We start from the raw sequence: 14,182 nt of genomic DNA on the forward strand, positions 1-14,182 counted from the left end.
CGCGCGCGGCCCGGTCGCGGAGCCGGGCCCGCGGGGTCTTCGGACCGCCCGCGGGCCCGCGGCGCAGGGCCCGGCCGGGCCGGGCGCGCGGCTGAGCGGTCCGGGTCGTCGGGCTTGAGCCGCGGGGCTTGCGCGGGTCCGCGCCCCGAGCCGCCTGCGGGTTGTCGGAGTTCCGACATCGGTGGAGTGCGCGGCAGTGTCCTAAAGGTCCGTCACTCGGTTAGATGAGCGTGGACACCAGAACACCCCGCACTCCCACGGGGGGAGGCGCGCCGGGATTTGATGAGCGTGTGATGACCATGGCACGGGTTCCGAGCGACCCCGCCCAGGTCATCGTCAACCACGCGAGCTTCCGGGTGCAGCTCGGGGCCACTTCGGGACGCGCCCTAAGACTGGACGACACGGCGAGGATCCCCGTCGTACCGGCGGGCGTCGCCGTCCCCGCCAAGCGCAGGCCCGCGCCCGTGGTGTGGTCCGGGCGCTCCGCGCCGGGCGACCCGCTGGCCGGCGAACTGATGCGGGCGGTCCGCAGAGCCGACGCGGGCCGCGCCGGCGGCGGTACGCAACTGCTGCCGCGCGTCGAGGAGACCACGGTCCTGCCGACCGTGGTCGGCCAGCGCGCCGCCGCCGAGCCGTCGTCCGGCCTGCTGGGCGGGGTACGGCCGGGCCGGGGCGGGTACGGCCCGGCCGACGACGGTCCGGAGACCCGCTGGGCCACCGGGTCGCAGGGCCCGCGCGGCGCGGGCGGTCCGCAGGACGCGGCCGGTGGCGCGGCCGGCACGGACGCCTCGGAGGCCGGGGCCCGCCGGGCACGCGAGCACCGGGGCGACCCGGCCAAGCACGCCTGGTACCCCGACCGCCGGCTCAACCTCGGCATCGTGCTGCTGCCGCTGCGCGTCTTCCTCGGCTTCATCTCCATCTACGCCGGCATGGGCAAGCTCTGCGACCGCGTCTACTTCGACGGCGGCAAACGCGGCTCCATGGTCACCTGGCTCACCTCCCTGCACCCCTGGGGGCTCGCCGAACCGCTGCGGGACGCCGCGCTCAACCACCCGGTGGGCGCCGGCCTCAGCATCGCCTTCCTCCAGGTGGTGGTCGGCGCGCTGACCGTCTGCGGCCTGTGGCAGCGGGTCGCGGGCGCCTTCGGCGCGGCCCTGTCCATCACGCTCCTGGTCACCGTGAGCTGGCGGACCGTCCCGGTCTACGACGCCCCGGACTTCATCTACCTGGCCGCCTGGAGCCCGCTGATCATCGCCGGCGCCCCCGTCTACTCCATCGACTCCCACCTGGCCGGCGACGCGTGGCGGCGGCTGGGCCCGCGGGTCTCGGTGTGGGACCTGCGGCGCCGGGTACTGCGCCGCGGCGCCCTGCTGGCCGCGGTCATCGCCGGTTCCGCCCTGCTGATCGGCTCCGTGCTGGGCGCGGCGGTGCGGGCCACCACCACACCCGACGGCCGGCCGGGACCGGGAGTGACCCCCGTCAACAACCTCCCCGGCGCCCCGCTGCCCGAGGTGACCGGCGGATCCGGCGCCACCGCCGGCGGCCCCTCGCCGCTGCCCTCGCAGTCCGGGTCGGCCACGGCGAAGGCCAGGGCGGAGAAGGCGAAGGAGCAGGCGCAGGCCCACAAGAAGCAGGCCACGCAGGCGCCCAGCACCGCGCCGACCGGCCAGGGCGGCGGCGACGCGACCAGCACGGGCAGTGCCGGCAGCGGTGCCGACAGCACACCGACGCACAGCGGTCCGGACGCCGAGTCCGGCTCTTCCGGCGGCACCGGCGGCCCGCAGACCTCCGAGGCCCCGCCCGCGCCGACCGCCGAGGCGCCCGCGCCCGCGCCGCCGACCGCCAGGCCGACGCCGGGGGCGATCGGCGGGCTGCTCGGGAGCCACTCGCCGACGGGGCTGCTGCTCGGCATGGAGCCCAGAGGGACGTCCCGCGGGAACTCACCGGGCGGGGGGTCGGGCGCCGGCGCGTGAAACGGTTCGCGAACGGTGGCCCCGTACGAGCGGCGGCCACCCGTGAGCGCCCGCGAGCGGGGCGGGGTGCGGGGGCCTTCGGCGGTCCCGTGCCGCGGGCTCTCCTCCGTCGCGCAGCCCCCCGTTCCGCCGCTCCTTTGTCCTGAGACCTTGTGGCGAGCCCCCGGAGCGCCTTTCCGGCGGGACGGCCGCGGCCCGTACCGGCCCCTTCCCCGGTACGGGCCGCGGCCGTATGCGAGCCCGGGGTGGCGGGCGGCCGGTGGGGGGGGGGAGAGAGAGAGCGGCCGGCGGGTGGCGGCCGGCCGGGTGGTGGGCTGCGGTCAACGGTCGGCGCCGGGGTCGGGAGCTGCGAGCCGGGAGTCCGGGGGGAACCCGGCGCGGTGAGGCGGCTCAGGAGGCCGTGCTAGGCCTTCAGCGCGGCCAGTTCCTGCGCGGCCAGGCTCAGGTCCTTCGCGGTGTCGATCGCCCGCCAGTAGGCGCCCTGCGGGATCGGGAAGCCGGCCAGGCGGCGTTCACGGGCCAGCCGCGGGAAGGTGGTGCGTTCGTGGTCGCCCAGATCCGGCAGCAGCTCGGTGAACTCCGGCGCGAACACGTACACACCGGCGTTGATCAGGAACGGCGACGGCGGCGACTCGATGAAGTCCAGCACCTGCCCGAACTCGTTGGTCTCCACCGCGCCCCACGGGATGCGCGGCCGGGCCAGCGCGAGGGTCGCCGCCGCGTCCCGTTCCTCGTGGAAGGCGGCCATCTCCCGCAGCGAGAACCGGGTCCAGATGTCGCCGTTGGTGGCGTACCAGGGCTCGTCGGAGCGGGGCAGCGACTTGGCCGCGTACTTCAGCCCGCCGCCGCGGCCCAGCGGCTCGCGCTCGACGACGGTGGTGACGTTCAGCGGCTGCGGGGTGGCCGCCAGCCAGTCCTGGAGCACCTCGGCGAGGTGGCCGCAGGAGACCACCGCGTCGGTGACGCCCTCGGCGGCCAGCCAGGCCAGTTGGTGCCCGATGATCGGCATCCCGGTGCCGGGGATCTCCACCATCGGCTTGGGCCGGTCGTCGGTGTACGGCCGAAGGCGCGACCCCTGCCCGCCGGCCAGCAGAACGGCCTGCGTGACCGCGTAGAGGTTCGGGGCGGCGGGTACTGGCTGCTCGGCAGGCGTCATGCAGCGCACCCTAGACGACCCGGGCACGGGCGGGGCGTGCGGCCCACGTGAGGTGGGGCGCACGCCTGTTGCGGGTGGGGTGTGCCGGCGGTGCAGGCGCTGCCGGCGGCGGTGTCCTCCGGCCGGGCGGCGCCCGCGGAGTGCCGGGCGGTCGGCCCGTGGCGGGTCGGCCCGTGGCGGCCCGGTCTGCGGCGGGTTGGTCCGTGGCGGCCCGGTCTGCGGCCGGGTGACCTGTGGCGGGTCGGTCCGTTGCGGGTCGGCGTGTGATCCGCCGGTCCCCGGTCCGCCGCCCGGCGGCCCGCCGCCTTGTGGTGAGTCGCCTTGCGGTCCGCTGTCCCGCGGTTCACCCGACCGAGGCGACCCCGGTGGCGAAGGCGGTGTCGCACACCGGCCGCGACCACGACTGGGCCTTCTGCGTCGCGCCGTCGTACTTGGCGACCGCGGCCCGCCCCAGCGAGCGGGCGATGTCGGCGCAGTAGCGGGCGAGCGACGGTTGCTCGGTCATGGCGCGCTGGAGGTCGGTCAGGGCCGCGCCCGGGTTCCTCTCCTGCAGCTCGGCCAGCAGCCGCTGCCGCAGGGCCTCCTGAGGCGTGGTGGCCTCCCTCTTCGCCGACGCGGTGAGCAGCGGCGCGTCGGAGGAGGGGGCCGCCCACGGGACGCGGGTGACGGCGAGCGTTCCCGACAGCACGAGAACGACCGGAAGAACGAGCGCGAATGTCTTGCCGAGACGGCGAGCTACCTGGTTCACGCATCGGATCGTAGCGACTGGTGATGATTCGGCGACATTCAGTCACCCGACCGGGGGAGTGAAATCGCCGAGAGGCTTGTTCGGGTATTGACGTACGGGCGAACGGAACACTCGAAAGGCCCTATATCTGTGGATATGGGGGTGGGTTGGGCGCGGGGTGCGGCGTACAGGCGTGCGGGCGCGTTCCGGTGCGGGTGCGGGGCCGGGTGCGGGGCCGGGCGCGTATGGCGGGTGCTGGCGGGCCCCCTGCGCCCCGGACGCCCCGGGCCTCCCCGGCCCCGGACGCACCGACCCCCCGGACGCACCGACCCCCCGGACGCACCGACCCCCCGGACGCACCGGACGTCCGGCGTACGCGGCAGGGCGTACGACGGCGGGCCGGTCCGTACCGCGTGGGTACGGACCGGCCCGCCGAGGTGCTCGACCGTGGCGCGGAGGCGTCAGTCGCTGAGGCGCTCGCCGGAGGACGCGGCGAAGACGTGGGTCTCACCGGCCCGCGGCACCACGTGCAGCACGGAGCCCTTGTCCGGGATGGAACGGCCGCCGACGCGGATGACCACGTCCTTGGTCTCGCCGTTGACGTCCGCGGAACCGTAGACGTAGCCGTCGGCGCCGAGTTCCTCGACCACGTTGACGGTGATCGCCAGGCCCGCGGGCGCGTCCTTGGACAGGCCGGCGCCCTCGCCGCTGGCGATGTCGAAGTGCTCGGGGCGGACGCCGACGAAGACCGTGCGGTCGCCCTTGTCGGCGGCGGCCTGCACCGCGTCGCGCGACACGTTCACCACCGTGTTGCCGAACTCGACGCCGCCGTCGGTGATCGGGACCTCGATCAGGTTCATCGCCGGGGAGCCGATGAAGCCCGCGACGAAGAGGTTGGCCGGCTTGTCGTACATGTTGCGCGGGCTGTCCACCTGCTGGAGCAGGCCGTCCTTGAGCACCGCCACGCGGTCGCCCATCGTCATGGCCTCGACCTGGTCGTGGGTGACGTAGACGGTGGTGACGCCCAGGCGCCGCTGCAGGCTGGCGATCTGGGTACGGGTCTGCACACGCAGCTTGGCGTCGAGGTTCGACAGCGGCTCGTCCATCAGGAAGACCTGCGGCTCGCGGACGATCGCCCGGCCCATCGCGACACGCTGCCGCTGACCACCGGACAGCGCCTTCGGCTTGCGCGCCAGGTACTCGGTGAGGTCCAGGATCTTGGCGGCTTCCTCGACCCGGCGGCGGATCTCGGACTTGTTGACGCCGGCGATCTTCAGGGCGAAGCCCATGTTGTCGGCGACCGTCATGTGCGGGTACAGCGCGTAGTTCTGGAACACCATCGCGATGTCCCGGTCCTTCGGGGGCAGGTGCGTGACGTCGCGCTCGCCGATCCGGATGGCGCCGGCGTTGACGTCCTCCAGCCCGGCCAGCATGCGCAACGAGGTCGACTTGCCGCAGCCGGACGGCCCGACCAGCACCAGGAACTCGCCGTCCCCGACCTCGATCTCGAGCCCGTCCACCGCGGGCTTGTCGCCACCCGGGTAGATCCGGGTCGCCTTGTCGAACGTGACAGTAGCCATGACTGTTGCAGTCCCTTCACCGGCAGGAACGTGCCGGACGATCCGAGTAAAGGAGGCACGAGCGTTCGTGCGTTCTTGTTTTCCCGGCCCGGCGGCCTTCGCCGCCAGACCCCCGAGACGGTACGCCCCCACCGCCACCTTGTCACCAGCCCGCATGGGCTTCCTTGCCCCGTCCCCCGAGCTCCTGCTTCCCGCGGCCCCGGCCCGCGGGGCTCCTGCTTCCCCCGCCCCCGGCCTGCCGGCTCCTCACTTCCCCCGGCCGCCGGCTCCCGCCTCCCGTTCCTGCTCCGCAGGACCTCGCCTCTTCCGGGGCCCGCCCGCGCGCCCTCTTGTCCCCGCCCACCCCACCACCCCCGCCCGGTACAATGCCGCTGTGCCTCCTTAGCTCAGCTGGCCAGAGCACCGCTCTTGTAAAGCGGGGGTCGTCGGTTCGAACCCGACAGGGGGCTCCATGGTCAACTCCATGTCAAGGCCTTGACCTGGGGTTTTGTGTTTCGGACGACCTTGGGATTCGGGCGAATCGGGCACGTGAGGTCTGCGCATCGCAGTGCGTTGGTCGCAGGTTTCGGATCTGTGACGGATCTTGCTCGAGAGGGGCTCTGAGCTGCGTCTTTACTGGTCTCGGCCTCAGCTCTGGGGTGTGCGGTCGTTGTTACGGTGGCCGAGCGGTGGCCATCCGTGCAGCGAGCGTGCAGATAGGTGCCTGAGGGGGCAGCCGACGGCGGTCTCTACGGCCTACCGAATTGTGGCAATGTGCCAACGCCCGTGGTGCTGGGAATGCGTCGGCCTGTATGGGGTCGCCGATGCGGCCGCGCAGCTCGGCAACACGCTGCTCATGGGCGCGGTCGGGATGGAATAGCGCAGGGTGGCTGCTCGCGGTGGCCCATCCGTTCGGCAATGCCTGACCCACCCAGGGTCCGGGAGGCTGGACGGCCGCCACCGGCTCGCGGGAGAACTCGAGGCGGTGAACCTTGATCCGCACCTTCATCTGCTGGCGCGGCGACTAGCATCGGGGCATGGACTACGACCCGTCTCGTGCGGAGCGGACGACAGCCGCCTGGGGGCGCATCGAGGAGTGGCTGGGGGTGCATGCGCCGCAGTCGCACGCGACGCTGCCCGGCCCGGCCGAGCCGTCCGAGGTCGCCGCGGCGGAGGATGCCCTGGGGGAACTGCCGCCGGAATTGCTGGCGTTGTGGTCGCGCCATGTCGGGGGCCGTGGCAGCGGTCCTCGCCTACGGATCCTCCGGGGCTATGACGTGTTCCCGCCGATGGATGCGGTCCGGTGTCGTGATCAGGCGCTGTCGGCCATCCTCGAAGCCGAGGAGATGGGTCCGCGTCCGTGGGTTCCCGCGTGTGCGATGTCGACGGCTGAGCCGCGCCTCTGGAACTTCATCGATGTACCGACAGGGCAGCTGGGGTGGAATGTCCATGCTGGCGAGTTCACCGAGCCGGAGGAATCGGGCGAAACGTTCGCCGAGTGGATCGAGGGCGTGGCCGACGAACTCCACGGGGGAGCAGGCCGGGGGATCCTGGTGCCCGGGGTCGCCGACGGCTGGCTGTCGTGGCACGACATCCGGGTGCGGGATCGGATCCCGTCGAGCTGGCGGCCGCTCCGACCCGAGTAGGCAGGCGGCTCCGGAGCCGTTCGCCGACATCCGCGGTGGGCCGCCGGCTTGGCCGGCAGCCCACTGCGGTGCGTCACGGACGCAGGGTCATCGTGCAGGTGAGGGATCGGCCGACCGGAGCGCAGTTGGAGGTCATCCCGGTGTCGAGGAGAAAGGCGTCCCCGTTCATCAGCCGCAGGTTGCTGAAGAAGCTACTCAGCCCGCCCGCCGAGCCGCTGTTCTGGCTTCCTGATATCGATGAGCGGCCGCACACCTCCGACCACTGTGGGGCGTAGCCGCCGATGTTGTACAGGTGAACGGTCCCGTTCACGTTCTTCGCGTACGTCTGCAGGCACTCGCTGCCGGAGGACACGGGATTCAGCCCGCCCAATGAGGCGGGCATGCCCCCGCTGTTGTAGGTGGCGTTGAAGGAGAACTCGTCGCAGTTCAGTGTGTCGTTCGGGCTGCTCAGCGCCGCGGGGTCTCCGTTGGCGGCGGCCCACCCTTCCTCGTCGCAGACCACATCCCTGTTCTGCTCGTCGCGGCCACCGGGCAGGTAGTACAGCGGCGTGGCCGGGAGTCCCGGCTGTGGCAGCAGCTCGGTCTGCACGAGCCAGGCGTGCGCGGCGGCCTGCGGGAACTTGCCCGCGTTGAACGTGTAGGTCGGGGCGTAGTTGACGAACACGCAGCCGCCGGCGGTGTCGATGACGGTGTCGCAGCGGACTTCGTCGAGTCTGGTCGGGTTGTCCAGGCTGAACTGGTAGCCGACCGTCGGGACGTTCGGGTAGCCCGCTGCGGGGATGATGTCCGCGGAGAGTTGGAAGTCCGGCTTGAGGAAGAGGGCTCCACCCGCCTTGGAGTTGTCCCACGTGTATTCGGTGGTGAGCGTGGCGACGTGGGTGTCGCCGGGTGTCCAGGACGGCTGGCCGTCCCACGAGGCGGAGTTGTCAGGTGCGCAGCCGGACCCGCACAGATGCCGGTCCATATGCATGTTGACCATGGCAACCGGCCCTCCCCAGAAATACGGGGTGATGGACAGGACCTCGTGGAAGGTCCCGGCGGAGTCGTCCAGCAGCAGTTCGCGGTGGAAATGGAAGCTCACCACCGCCTGGTCCTCCCCGTCCAGGCGCATGTATCCGGGCACGATGCGGTGGTCGCACTCCCTGAACCGGGTCGCGTACGGCTTGGGGTCCTCAGAGTTGCACCAGTCGTCGGCGTCCAGTGGGGCGACGCGGGCCGCGGCGGCGCGGTCGGAGGTCTCGGCGAGTGACGGTCCCATGCACGCCTGCGCGCCGTTCTCCACCGGTCCGCATTGCGGCTTCGCGGCAGCCTTTCCGGCCACGCGTTCGGCGGAGGCGCCGGACTGGCTCAGGGGAGGGGTGACGTTGTGGCTCGGCTGCTGGACCTTCTGATCGGGGTTGGGGCTGGTGGCGTCGGCATTGGGGAGGGTGAGGTCGATCGCCGGGCCGTCGGGCACACCGAAGTCGCCGGGCAGGAAGGCGACGGCGTCGTACGCGACGTCGTCGTCCCCGTTCCCGCTGCTCACCGTGTTTGAGAGACTGACCTGCGGCGTCTTGTTGTTGAAGCGGTAGGCGCCGAGGACGAGCCAGTCGTTGTCCGCGTGAGCGCTCTGGTCGAGCGTGCGCTTGACGGTGCCGAAGGCGGTCTCGATCTGGTAGACGGCTTGTTTGGTCTGTGCTCCCGTGTCGGGGATGTGTACGAGGACCTCGGCCTGCTTCGCGGCGACCGGGCCGCTCATCGACCAGGTTCCCAGGACGGTCATGCGCCCGCCGTCACCGCCGAGGGCGGTCTTGTCGCGGTCGTGTGCGTACCAGAAGTGGCCCTGGTAGCCGCCGCCTATCTGATGGAGATCGCTCTTGGCCTCGTACTGGCCCGAGGAGTCGGGGTAGAAGGTGAATTGGAAGGACCCGGAGGATGTCGCGTTGCCGCAGGTATCGCTCCACGTGGGTGTTCCGTTGGGCACTGAGTGGACGACGACGGCGCCCGCAGGGGGGCTCTCGCAGTCGGGTTCGCCGTACTGGAGGCGGGTGCCGCGGCCGGGTTCGGCGCGCAGGGTGAGGTATTTGATGCTCTCGTGGCCGCAGGTGTCGGCGCAGTCCGTCTTCCAGACGGTGTTCTGGGCGTTCCACCAGTGGAGTTGGTCGCAGCCGTCGATGTGCTGGGTCTCGCAGGGGGGCGAGTTGTTGACGTCGCAGGCGTTGGCGGCGGTGCAGAAGGTGTTCAGCGGGGGCTTGATCTCGCTGCGCTGTGCGGGGGTGAGCCACCAGGCGGGCTGGAAGCCGGCGGAGGAGAAGCCGGACTCGCCGGGCCAGTCCTGGCGGCCGGTGGTGGCGTAGGAGTGGCCGGTGTCGATGGACCAGGCGGCCCAGCCCATCACCTTCTCTTCGTAGGGCCAGTCCTGGGGGTCGGCGGCGTCGGCTGGACAGACCCAGGGGCCCGGCTGATGCCCGGATCACCCGGCGCACCCGGCCGTCAGCCTGCTGGCCGGGACAGTCCCGGATGACCGGTTGGCGGGGTCGTGGTGCTGCTGAACCGGGAAGCCGTGAGGCCGATCATCTGGGCGAGGGCGTGTTCGGCGCGGTCGGATTCCTCGCGGGACCCAGGCTGCGGCTTCGGGTTCCCGGTGCGAGGGTCGTGGGCGGGTGGAGCGCGCGTGGTGGTCGCTGTTCAGGACTGGGCGGTGGCGCGATGGTGGTGGTGGGTGGTGTGGAGAAGGGTGTGGGTTTGGTGGGGTGGGAGGGCGGTGGCGGCGAGGGTTTCGAAGGTTCGGTGGTAGTGCCGGACGGCGTCGGGTGTGTCGATGAGGGCGTGGGCGTCCATGGCGGTGAGGTGGGCGACAGGCTGGGTGTCGGGGAAGGCCATCAGTGTCAGGGCGCCGTCGGCGCCGGGGTGGGGTCCGCAGGCGAAGGGGAGGATTTGCAGCAGGATGCGGTGCTGGTCGGCGAGGTCGGCGAGGTGGGTGAGCTGGCCGGCCATGGTGTCGCGGTTGCCGGTGTGGTGGTGGAGGGCGGCTTCGCCGAGGATCACCCAGTAGAGCGGCGGGTTGGGGCTGGTGAGGGGGCGGGGTTTCGCGTCGGGCGGCGCGGGTGGTTCCGGGGCGGGTAGCGGGCTGCGGGTGGTGTGGAGTGCGTGGGCGTAGGCGGGGGTTTGGAGGGGGTCGGGGATGCGGGTGGGTGCCCATTGGCGGATTTCGGTGGCGTGCTGGTGGAGGTAGTCGAGTTCGAGGTGTGGTTGGGGGTGGGGTGAGCGGGCGGCGGGGAGGTTGCGGGTGAAGAAGCCGTTGGTGCCGTAGATGACGTCCAGGCGCTGCGCGATGTCGGGCTGGATGCGGCGCCGTCCGGTCTCCAGGTTGGACAGGTGGGAGACCGACAGGTGCAGCAGCTGCGCCAGTTCTCTCAGGCTGAGTCCGGCCTGTTCGCGGTGGAAGCGCAGTTCGGCGGCGTACAGGGCGCGGGCCGACTCCCCCGGGTCGATGCTCCGGGACAGGAAGTGGGTGGACACGAATCTTTCCCCTTGTCGTTGTGATGGGGGAGCGGAGTGGCGGCGACGAGGAGCGGTGTTCAGGTGGGGGTGGGGGCTGGCGGGTGGTGTCGGGCCCAGTCGGTGCGGGCCGTGATGAGGGCGGGGCGTACGTCGTTGTCGAGGCGGTCGGCCTGCCGGCGCAGTTGTGAGGCGAGGTCGGCGAGGCCGTCGGGTGTGAGGCCGAGGATCCAGTGCTCGGGGTGGACCTGGATGTTGGCGACGGGGACGCGGGGCTCGGGGTGTTCGGCGTAGGGGCAGCACTCGACGACGGCATCGAAGAGGGTTTCCTCCCCGGCTGCGCCGTGGGCGTCGGGAGCCACGACCTGCATCGTCTGGCCGGGGAAGTGGGCCTGGTGGCTGATGTCGGCCAGGCGGATCGGGAGCAGCCGCAGTGGTACGCCGGTCCGGCTCGGGTCGTCCTGTGCCCATGCGGGCAGGTGTCCGGAGACCGTGACCCCCTCCGGTGTCGTCATGGTCCACGTGCCCGGCCCGGCGCTCCTGGGGGAAGGCTGCCCGCAGCGCCGTCGTGCCTGTCCGTGCGTCGTGTCCGCCGTATGCGTCGCCGTGGTGGTCTTCGGGCCGGTGGGGTTGGTTGGGTTCGTGCTGGTCGGGGGTGCTGGCGTGCTCATGAGCGTTGTCCCGTCGTGGAGGGCAGGGGCGGAGAAGGGGGGTGTTCTCGGACTGCGCCGTTGTGCACCGGGCCGATGATGTCTGTCGCGTGCTGCGGTCCGAGGCCCCGTCATGCTGCGAGGACTGTCATGCCGTCGTACAAGCCGCCTTTGTGGCCGGTGTCTGTCAAGGCCGTCGTCTTCGACGGCGAAGGCCGTGTGTTCCTGCTGGAGAACGAGCGCGCCGAGTGGGAACTCCCGGGCGGCCGGTTGGAGATCAGCGCCCAGGACACCGGCGAGCCGGCCGACGTGTCGCCGGAGTCCGCGGTGGAGCGGGAGGTCCTTGAGGAGACCGGCTGGCAGGTCGAGGCCGGCAGCCTCGTCGACGGCGGGGTGTGGGTCTACGAGCCGGTTCCCGGCCGGCGGGACCTGATCGTGACCTGCGGCTGTACGGTGCGGGGGCCGTACCGGGAGCCGGTGGCCAGCCACGAGCACAAGCCGATGGGACTGCACGCCGTCGGCGACGTACCGGGTCTGGCCATGTCCGACCGCTACAAGCAGTCGATCCTCACCCGGCACGGGCGGCTCTGACCCGGCATGGGCCGCGACCCGGCAACGCGCGTCCCGGCAGGGTACGTCCCGGTACGGCAGTGGCGTTGGGCGACCCCGGAGGCCCAGGCCGTCCTCGCCGGTCGGAACCTCGGCCGCATCCTGCGCTTCTACCGGGCGGCGAACGGGATCAGCCAGGCCGGGCTGGGTGTCGCCCTCGGCGACATCCCGCCCGAGGAACGCCTGGCCACCGCCGCCCACTGGACGGGCAAGGCCCTGCCCATCGCGGACTTCGTCGCCGACCCGGGCCTCGGCTCCCACGCCCTGCGCATGCACGGCAACGAACTGCGCAAGGCCGGCCTGCGCGGAGCCGCGGTCGACCGCCTCGCCCACGCCGCCGCCCTGGCACCCGACCTCGACACCCGGGTCGCCGTCCTTCCCCTTCTGGCCCGCGCCGCCGGAGCGCCGGGCAACGCCGACCTGTTCGACCGCGCCCTGCGCGAAGCCCGGGACAGCCTGGACCGGGGGGCACACACCAGCTTGTTCGACCCCTTCGCGCTGCACGAGGTGCGGCTGCGGGGCCTGGTCGCAATCGCCTGCACCGAGGCGGCGATACGCCTGGTCGAGAACAGCCCGGTTCCGGCCGGCGCCGCGGCACCGCAGTGGCGTGTCATCGTCATGGTGACCATCGCCCATGTCCGGCTCCGGGCCGGGGACCGCAACGGTGCGGCCGACATGCCGGCCGCCGCCGTAGGCGAAGCCGCCGTCCAGCGGCTGCCCCACCAGCTCCGACGCATCGAAGGAACCGCCGGCCGCCACCTGCCGGACATCACCACGGCGGCCCACAACGCCCTGCGCCACCTGCGTCAGCAGGTGCCCGCATGAGCCGCGGTATGCCTGCGACGGTACGGGACACCCCCGCCTCATGACTCCCCGCCCTCCAGGGAGAGGGCGAACCACACGACCGTGCCGTCAGGGGCGACCCCCCAGGCATCGGCGAGCCGGTCCACGAGCACCATCCCGCGCCCCCGCTCCTCGTCAACACCCGCTTGACGCAGACGGGGTGAGCTCCCCGACGCCTGCCGCACCTCGACGCGGACGCCGTTCACCGTCCGGAACAGGACGACACTTCGACAACCGCCGCCGTGCTGGCAGGCGTTCGTGACCAGTTCGCTGATCAGAAGCTCGGCTCTGTCAGTGAGGGAAGGAAATCCCCAGTCCCGGAGCTTGCCGACACCCCTGTGCCGAACGTTCCGGCCCCAATGCCCTTGGTGCTCCTGTCCCGGCCTACCTGAATCCGTTTCTCCCACGAGGTGCTTGCAGATTTCGACGGCCTCGGCGTCCTGCCCATCTGCGGAGTGGGTGCATCGGATACCCGATGGGTGGGCCTGGGACGCAGGGCCTTCGGCGGCTTCCGGGACGGCGTGAGGGCGGGCGCGCTGTCGTCCGGTGAAGCGAGTCGTCGTCATGGTTGGCTCCGTGTCGCTGCGGTGAGGGGCTGGCCGGGGCATCCGCAGTGTCGGATGCCCCGGCTCACGCTTGCCCCGGCGGGATGGCGTGTTCTTACGATCCCGCTGAAATCGGCGCCCGGTCACGGGCATTGGTGTCCGTAGATTCCGTACCGGTGACACGGCTCTGACCTCCGAAAACATCGCTTCTCGGGCGGTTTTCCGGGCGCTGGACCACTCGCTGAACCGGGCAATGGGCTTCGCCCCGGCTTCACCGTTCAGTACGGTTGATGAAACAACAGGCACCTCGCGCACCCCCGGAGCACGCCATGGCTCAGCGACCTAAGCCCGGCAGTAAATCCGAACGCGACGCGCTGCGTCACGAGATGCTGTCCGGCGGCTTCACCCCTGCTGATATTGCATCCGAGATGCGCGCCCGCTTCGGCTTCCGCCCCCGGGAAGCGTGGCGGCATACCCTTGGCTGGAGTACTCAGCAGGCCGCAGACCGGATCAACGAGGTCGGTGCTGATCGGCGCGATGCGGTTGCCGCGGACGCCTCCCTGATCGGCAAGTGGGAGAAATGGCCGTCGGCCGCAGGCCGCCGGCCGGGAGAGGTACTTCTTTCCTTGATGGCAGTGGCGTACGACTGCTCCGTCGATCAACTCCTCGACATCGAGGACCATCGGGCCATGCCGACCCGCTCGGCTCGCCCGAGCCAGGCTCCACCCGCGGAAGCCGCCGACTCCGGGCCGACCTCCACGCCGCATCTTGTGCCGACTGCGGGGCTCAACAGCCCTACGGGAGCGGAAGCGGTACGCCAGGCAGCTGAGGAGTCCGCAGCCTGGGCCGCATGGGCGGATCCGACCAACGTCGGTGACATTGCGCTGGAGCAACTGAACGCTGAAGCCCGTCGACTCGCCAACGAGTATCTCAGCGGTGAGGCGGTCAGCGTCTTCGTACGCACCCGCCGTCTGCGCGACAGGGTCTTCCATCT

General features: G+C 71.6%; 12 protein-coding genes and 1 tRNA gene. 5 read left to right on the plus strand and 8 right to left on the minus strand.

Annotation, left to right across the window (positions count from 1 at the left end; translation table 11 throughout):
* Nucleotides 1-224: 224 nt before the first annotated feature.
* On the plus strand, nt 225-1,973 hold the full coding sequence (locus RLT57_RS17035) for a DoxX family protein (RefSeq protein ID WP_399128840.1): 1,749 nt from the start codon (nt 225-227) through the stop codon (nt 1,971-1,973).
* Nucleotides 1,974-2,376: 403 nt separating this feature from the next.
* Here RLT57_RS17035 and RLT57_RS17040 read toward each other — a convergent pair whose 3' ends face one another.
* The 3 genes from RLT57_RS17040 to RLT57_RS17050 all read right to left on the minus strand — a co-directional run bounded on the left by RLT57_RS17040 (nt 2,377) and on the right by RLT57_RS17050 (nt 5,436).
* Nucleotides 2,377-3,129: a nucleotidyltransferase family protein gene (locus RLT57_RS17040; protein WP_311298257.1), complete on the minus strand. Its 753-nt coding sequence runs from the start codon at nt 3,127-3,129 to the stop codon at nt 2,377-2,379.
* A gap of 343 nt (nt 3,130-3,472) precedes the next feature.
* Nucleotides 3,473-3,877, minus strand: coding sequence for a hypothetical protein (locus RLT57_RS17045; protein ID WP_311298258.1), 405 nt, complete (start codon nt 3,875-3,877; stop codon nt 3,473-3,475).
* Nucleotides 3,878-4,317: 440 nt separating this feature from the next.
* Complete coding sequence (locus tag RLT57_RS17050; RefSeq protein ID WP_311298259.1) at nt 4,318-5,436, minus strand: ABC transporter ATP-binding protein; 1,119 nt, start codon at nt 5,434-5,436, stop codon at nt 4,318-4,320.
* 375 nt (nt 5,437-5,811) lie between these two features.
* On the opposite strand from RLT57_RS17050, the gene RLT57_RS17055 reads away from it, so the two are divergent.
* Both RLT57_RS17055 and RLT57_RS17060 read left to right on the plus strand, forming a co-directional pair.
* Nucleotides 5,812-5,888: transfer RNA gene (locus tag RLT57_RS17055), tRNA-Thr, on the plus strand.
* 564 nt (nt 5,889-6,452) lie between these two features.
* Nucleotides 6,453-7,061, plus strand: a complete 609-nt coding sequence (locus RLT57_RS17060; RefSeq protein WP_311298260.1) for a hypothetical protein — start codon at nt 6,453-6,455, stop codon at nt 7,059-7,061.
* Between the two features lie 73 nt (nt 7,062-7,134).
* Here RLT57_RS17060 and RLT57_RS17065 read toward each other — a convergent pair whose 3' ends face one another.
* The 3 genes from RLT57_RS17065 to RLT57_RS17075 all read right to left on the minus strand — a co-directional run bounded on the left by RLT57_RS17065 (nt 7,135) and on the right by RLT57_RS17075 (nt 11,056).
* A complete protein-coding gene (locus RLT57_RS17065) occupies nt 7,135-9,438 on the minus strand; it encodes a hypothetical protein (RefSeq protein ID WP_311298261.1) in 2,304 nt (767 codons plus the stop codon).
* 290 nt (nt 9,439-9,728) lie between these two features.
* Nucleotides 9,729-10,562, minus strand: coding sequence for a helix-turn-helix domain-containing protein (locus tag RLT57_RS17070; RefSeq protein WP_311298262.1), 834 nt, complete (start codon nt 10,560-10,562; stop codon nt 9,729-9,731).
* A 59-nt stretch (nt 10,563-10,621) separates the two neighbouring features.
* Nucleotides 10,622-11,056 carry a DUF6907 domain-containing protein gene (locus tag RLT57_RS17075; RefSeq protein WP_311298263.1) on the minus strand — a complete coding sequence of 145 codons (435 nt, stop codon included), beginning with the start codon at nt 11,054-11,056 and terminating at the stop codon, nt 10,622-10,624.
* A 285-nt stretch (nt 11,057-11,341) separates the two neighbouring features.
* On the opposite strand from RLT57_RS17075, the gene RLT57_RS17080 reads away from it, so the two are divergent.
* Together RLT57_RS17080 and RLT57_RS17085 are read left to right on the plus strand one after the other, a co-directional pair.
* Nucleotides 11,342-11,782, plus strand: a complete 441-nt coding sequence (locus tag RLT57_RS17080; RefSeq protein ID WP_311298264.1) for an NUDIX hydrolase — start codon at nt 11,342-11,344, stop codon at nt 11,780-11,782.
* Between the two features lie 6 nt (nt 11,783-11,788).
* Nucleotides 11,789-12,625 (plus strand): hypothetical protein, encoded by an 837-nt coding sequence (locus tag RLT57_RS17085; RefSeq protein WP_311298265.1) that lies wholly within the window; start codon nt 11,789-11,791, stop codon nt 12,623-12,625.
* 38 nt (nt 12,626-12,663) lie between these two features.
* Here RLT57_RS17085 and RLT57_RS33400 read toward each other — a convergent pair whose 3' ends face one another.
* Nucleotides 12,664-13,392 (minus strand): ATP-binding protein, encoded by a 729-nt coding sequence (locus RLT57_RS33400; protein WP_399129865.1) that lies wholly within the window; start codon nt 13,390-13,392, stop codon nt 12,664-12,666.
* A 74-nt stretch (nt 13,393-13,466) separates the two neighbouring features.
* Nucleotides 13,467-13,871, minus strand: coding sequence for a hypothetical protein (locus RLT57_RS17090; RefSeq protein ID WP_311298266.1), 405 nt, complete (start codon nt 13,869-13,871; stop codon nt 13,467-13,469).
* Between the last annotated feature and the right edge of the window lie 311 nt (nt 13,872-14,182).

It is taken from the genome of Streptomyces sp. ITFR-21, assembly GCF_031844685.1.
In the GTDB taxonomy this organism is placed as follows: Bacteria; Actinomycetota; Actinomycetes; order Streptomycetales; family Streptomycetaceae; genus Actinacidiphila.

Coding starts and splice junctions, on each gene's coding strand:
- RLT57_RS17035 (WP_399128840.1), top strand. CDS start 225: ATGAGCGTGGACACCAGAACACCCCGCACTCCCACGGGGGGAGGCGCG.
- RLT57_RS17040 (WP_311298257.1), bottom strand. CDS start 3,129: ATGACGCCTGCCGAGCAGCCAGTACCCGCCGCCCCGAACCTCTACGCG.
- RLT57_RS17050 (WP_311298259.1), bottom strand. CDS start 5,436: ATGGCTACTGTCACGTTCGACAAGGCGACCCGGATCTACCCGGGTGGC.
- RLT57_RS17060 (WP_311298260.1), top strand. CDS start 6,453: ATGGACTACGACCCGTCTCGTGCGGAGCGGACGACAGCCGCCTGGGGG.
- RLT57_RS17075 (WP_311298263.1), bottom strand. CDS start 11,056: ATGACGACACCGGAGGGGGTCACGGTCTCCGGACACCTGCCCGCATGG.
- RLT57_RS17080 (WP_311298264.1), top strand. CDS start 11,342: ATGCCGTCGTACAAGCCGCCTTTGTGGCCGGTGTCTGTCAAGGCCGTC.
- RLT57_RS17085 (WP_311298265.1), top strand. CDS start 11,789: ATGGGCCGCGACCCGGCAACGCGCGTCCCGGCAGGGTACGTCCCGGTA.
- RLT57_RS33400 (WP_399129865.1), bottom strand. CDS start 13,392: ATGTTTTCGGAGGTCAGAGCCGTGTCACCGGTACGGAATCTACGGACA.
- RLT57_RS17090 (WP_311298266.1), bottom strand. CDS start 13,871: ATGGTCCTCGATGTCGAGGAGTTGATCGACGGAGCAGTCGTACGCCAC.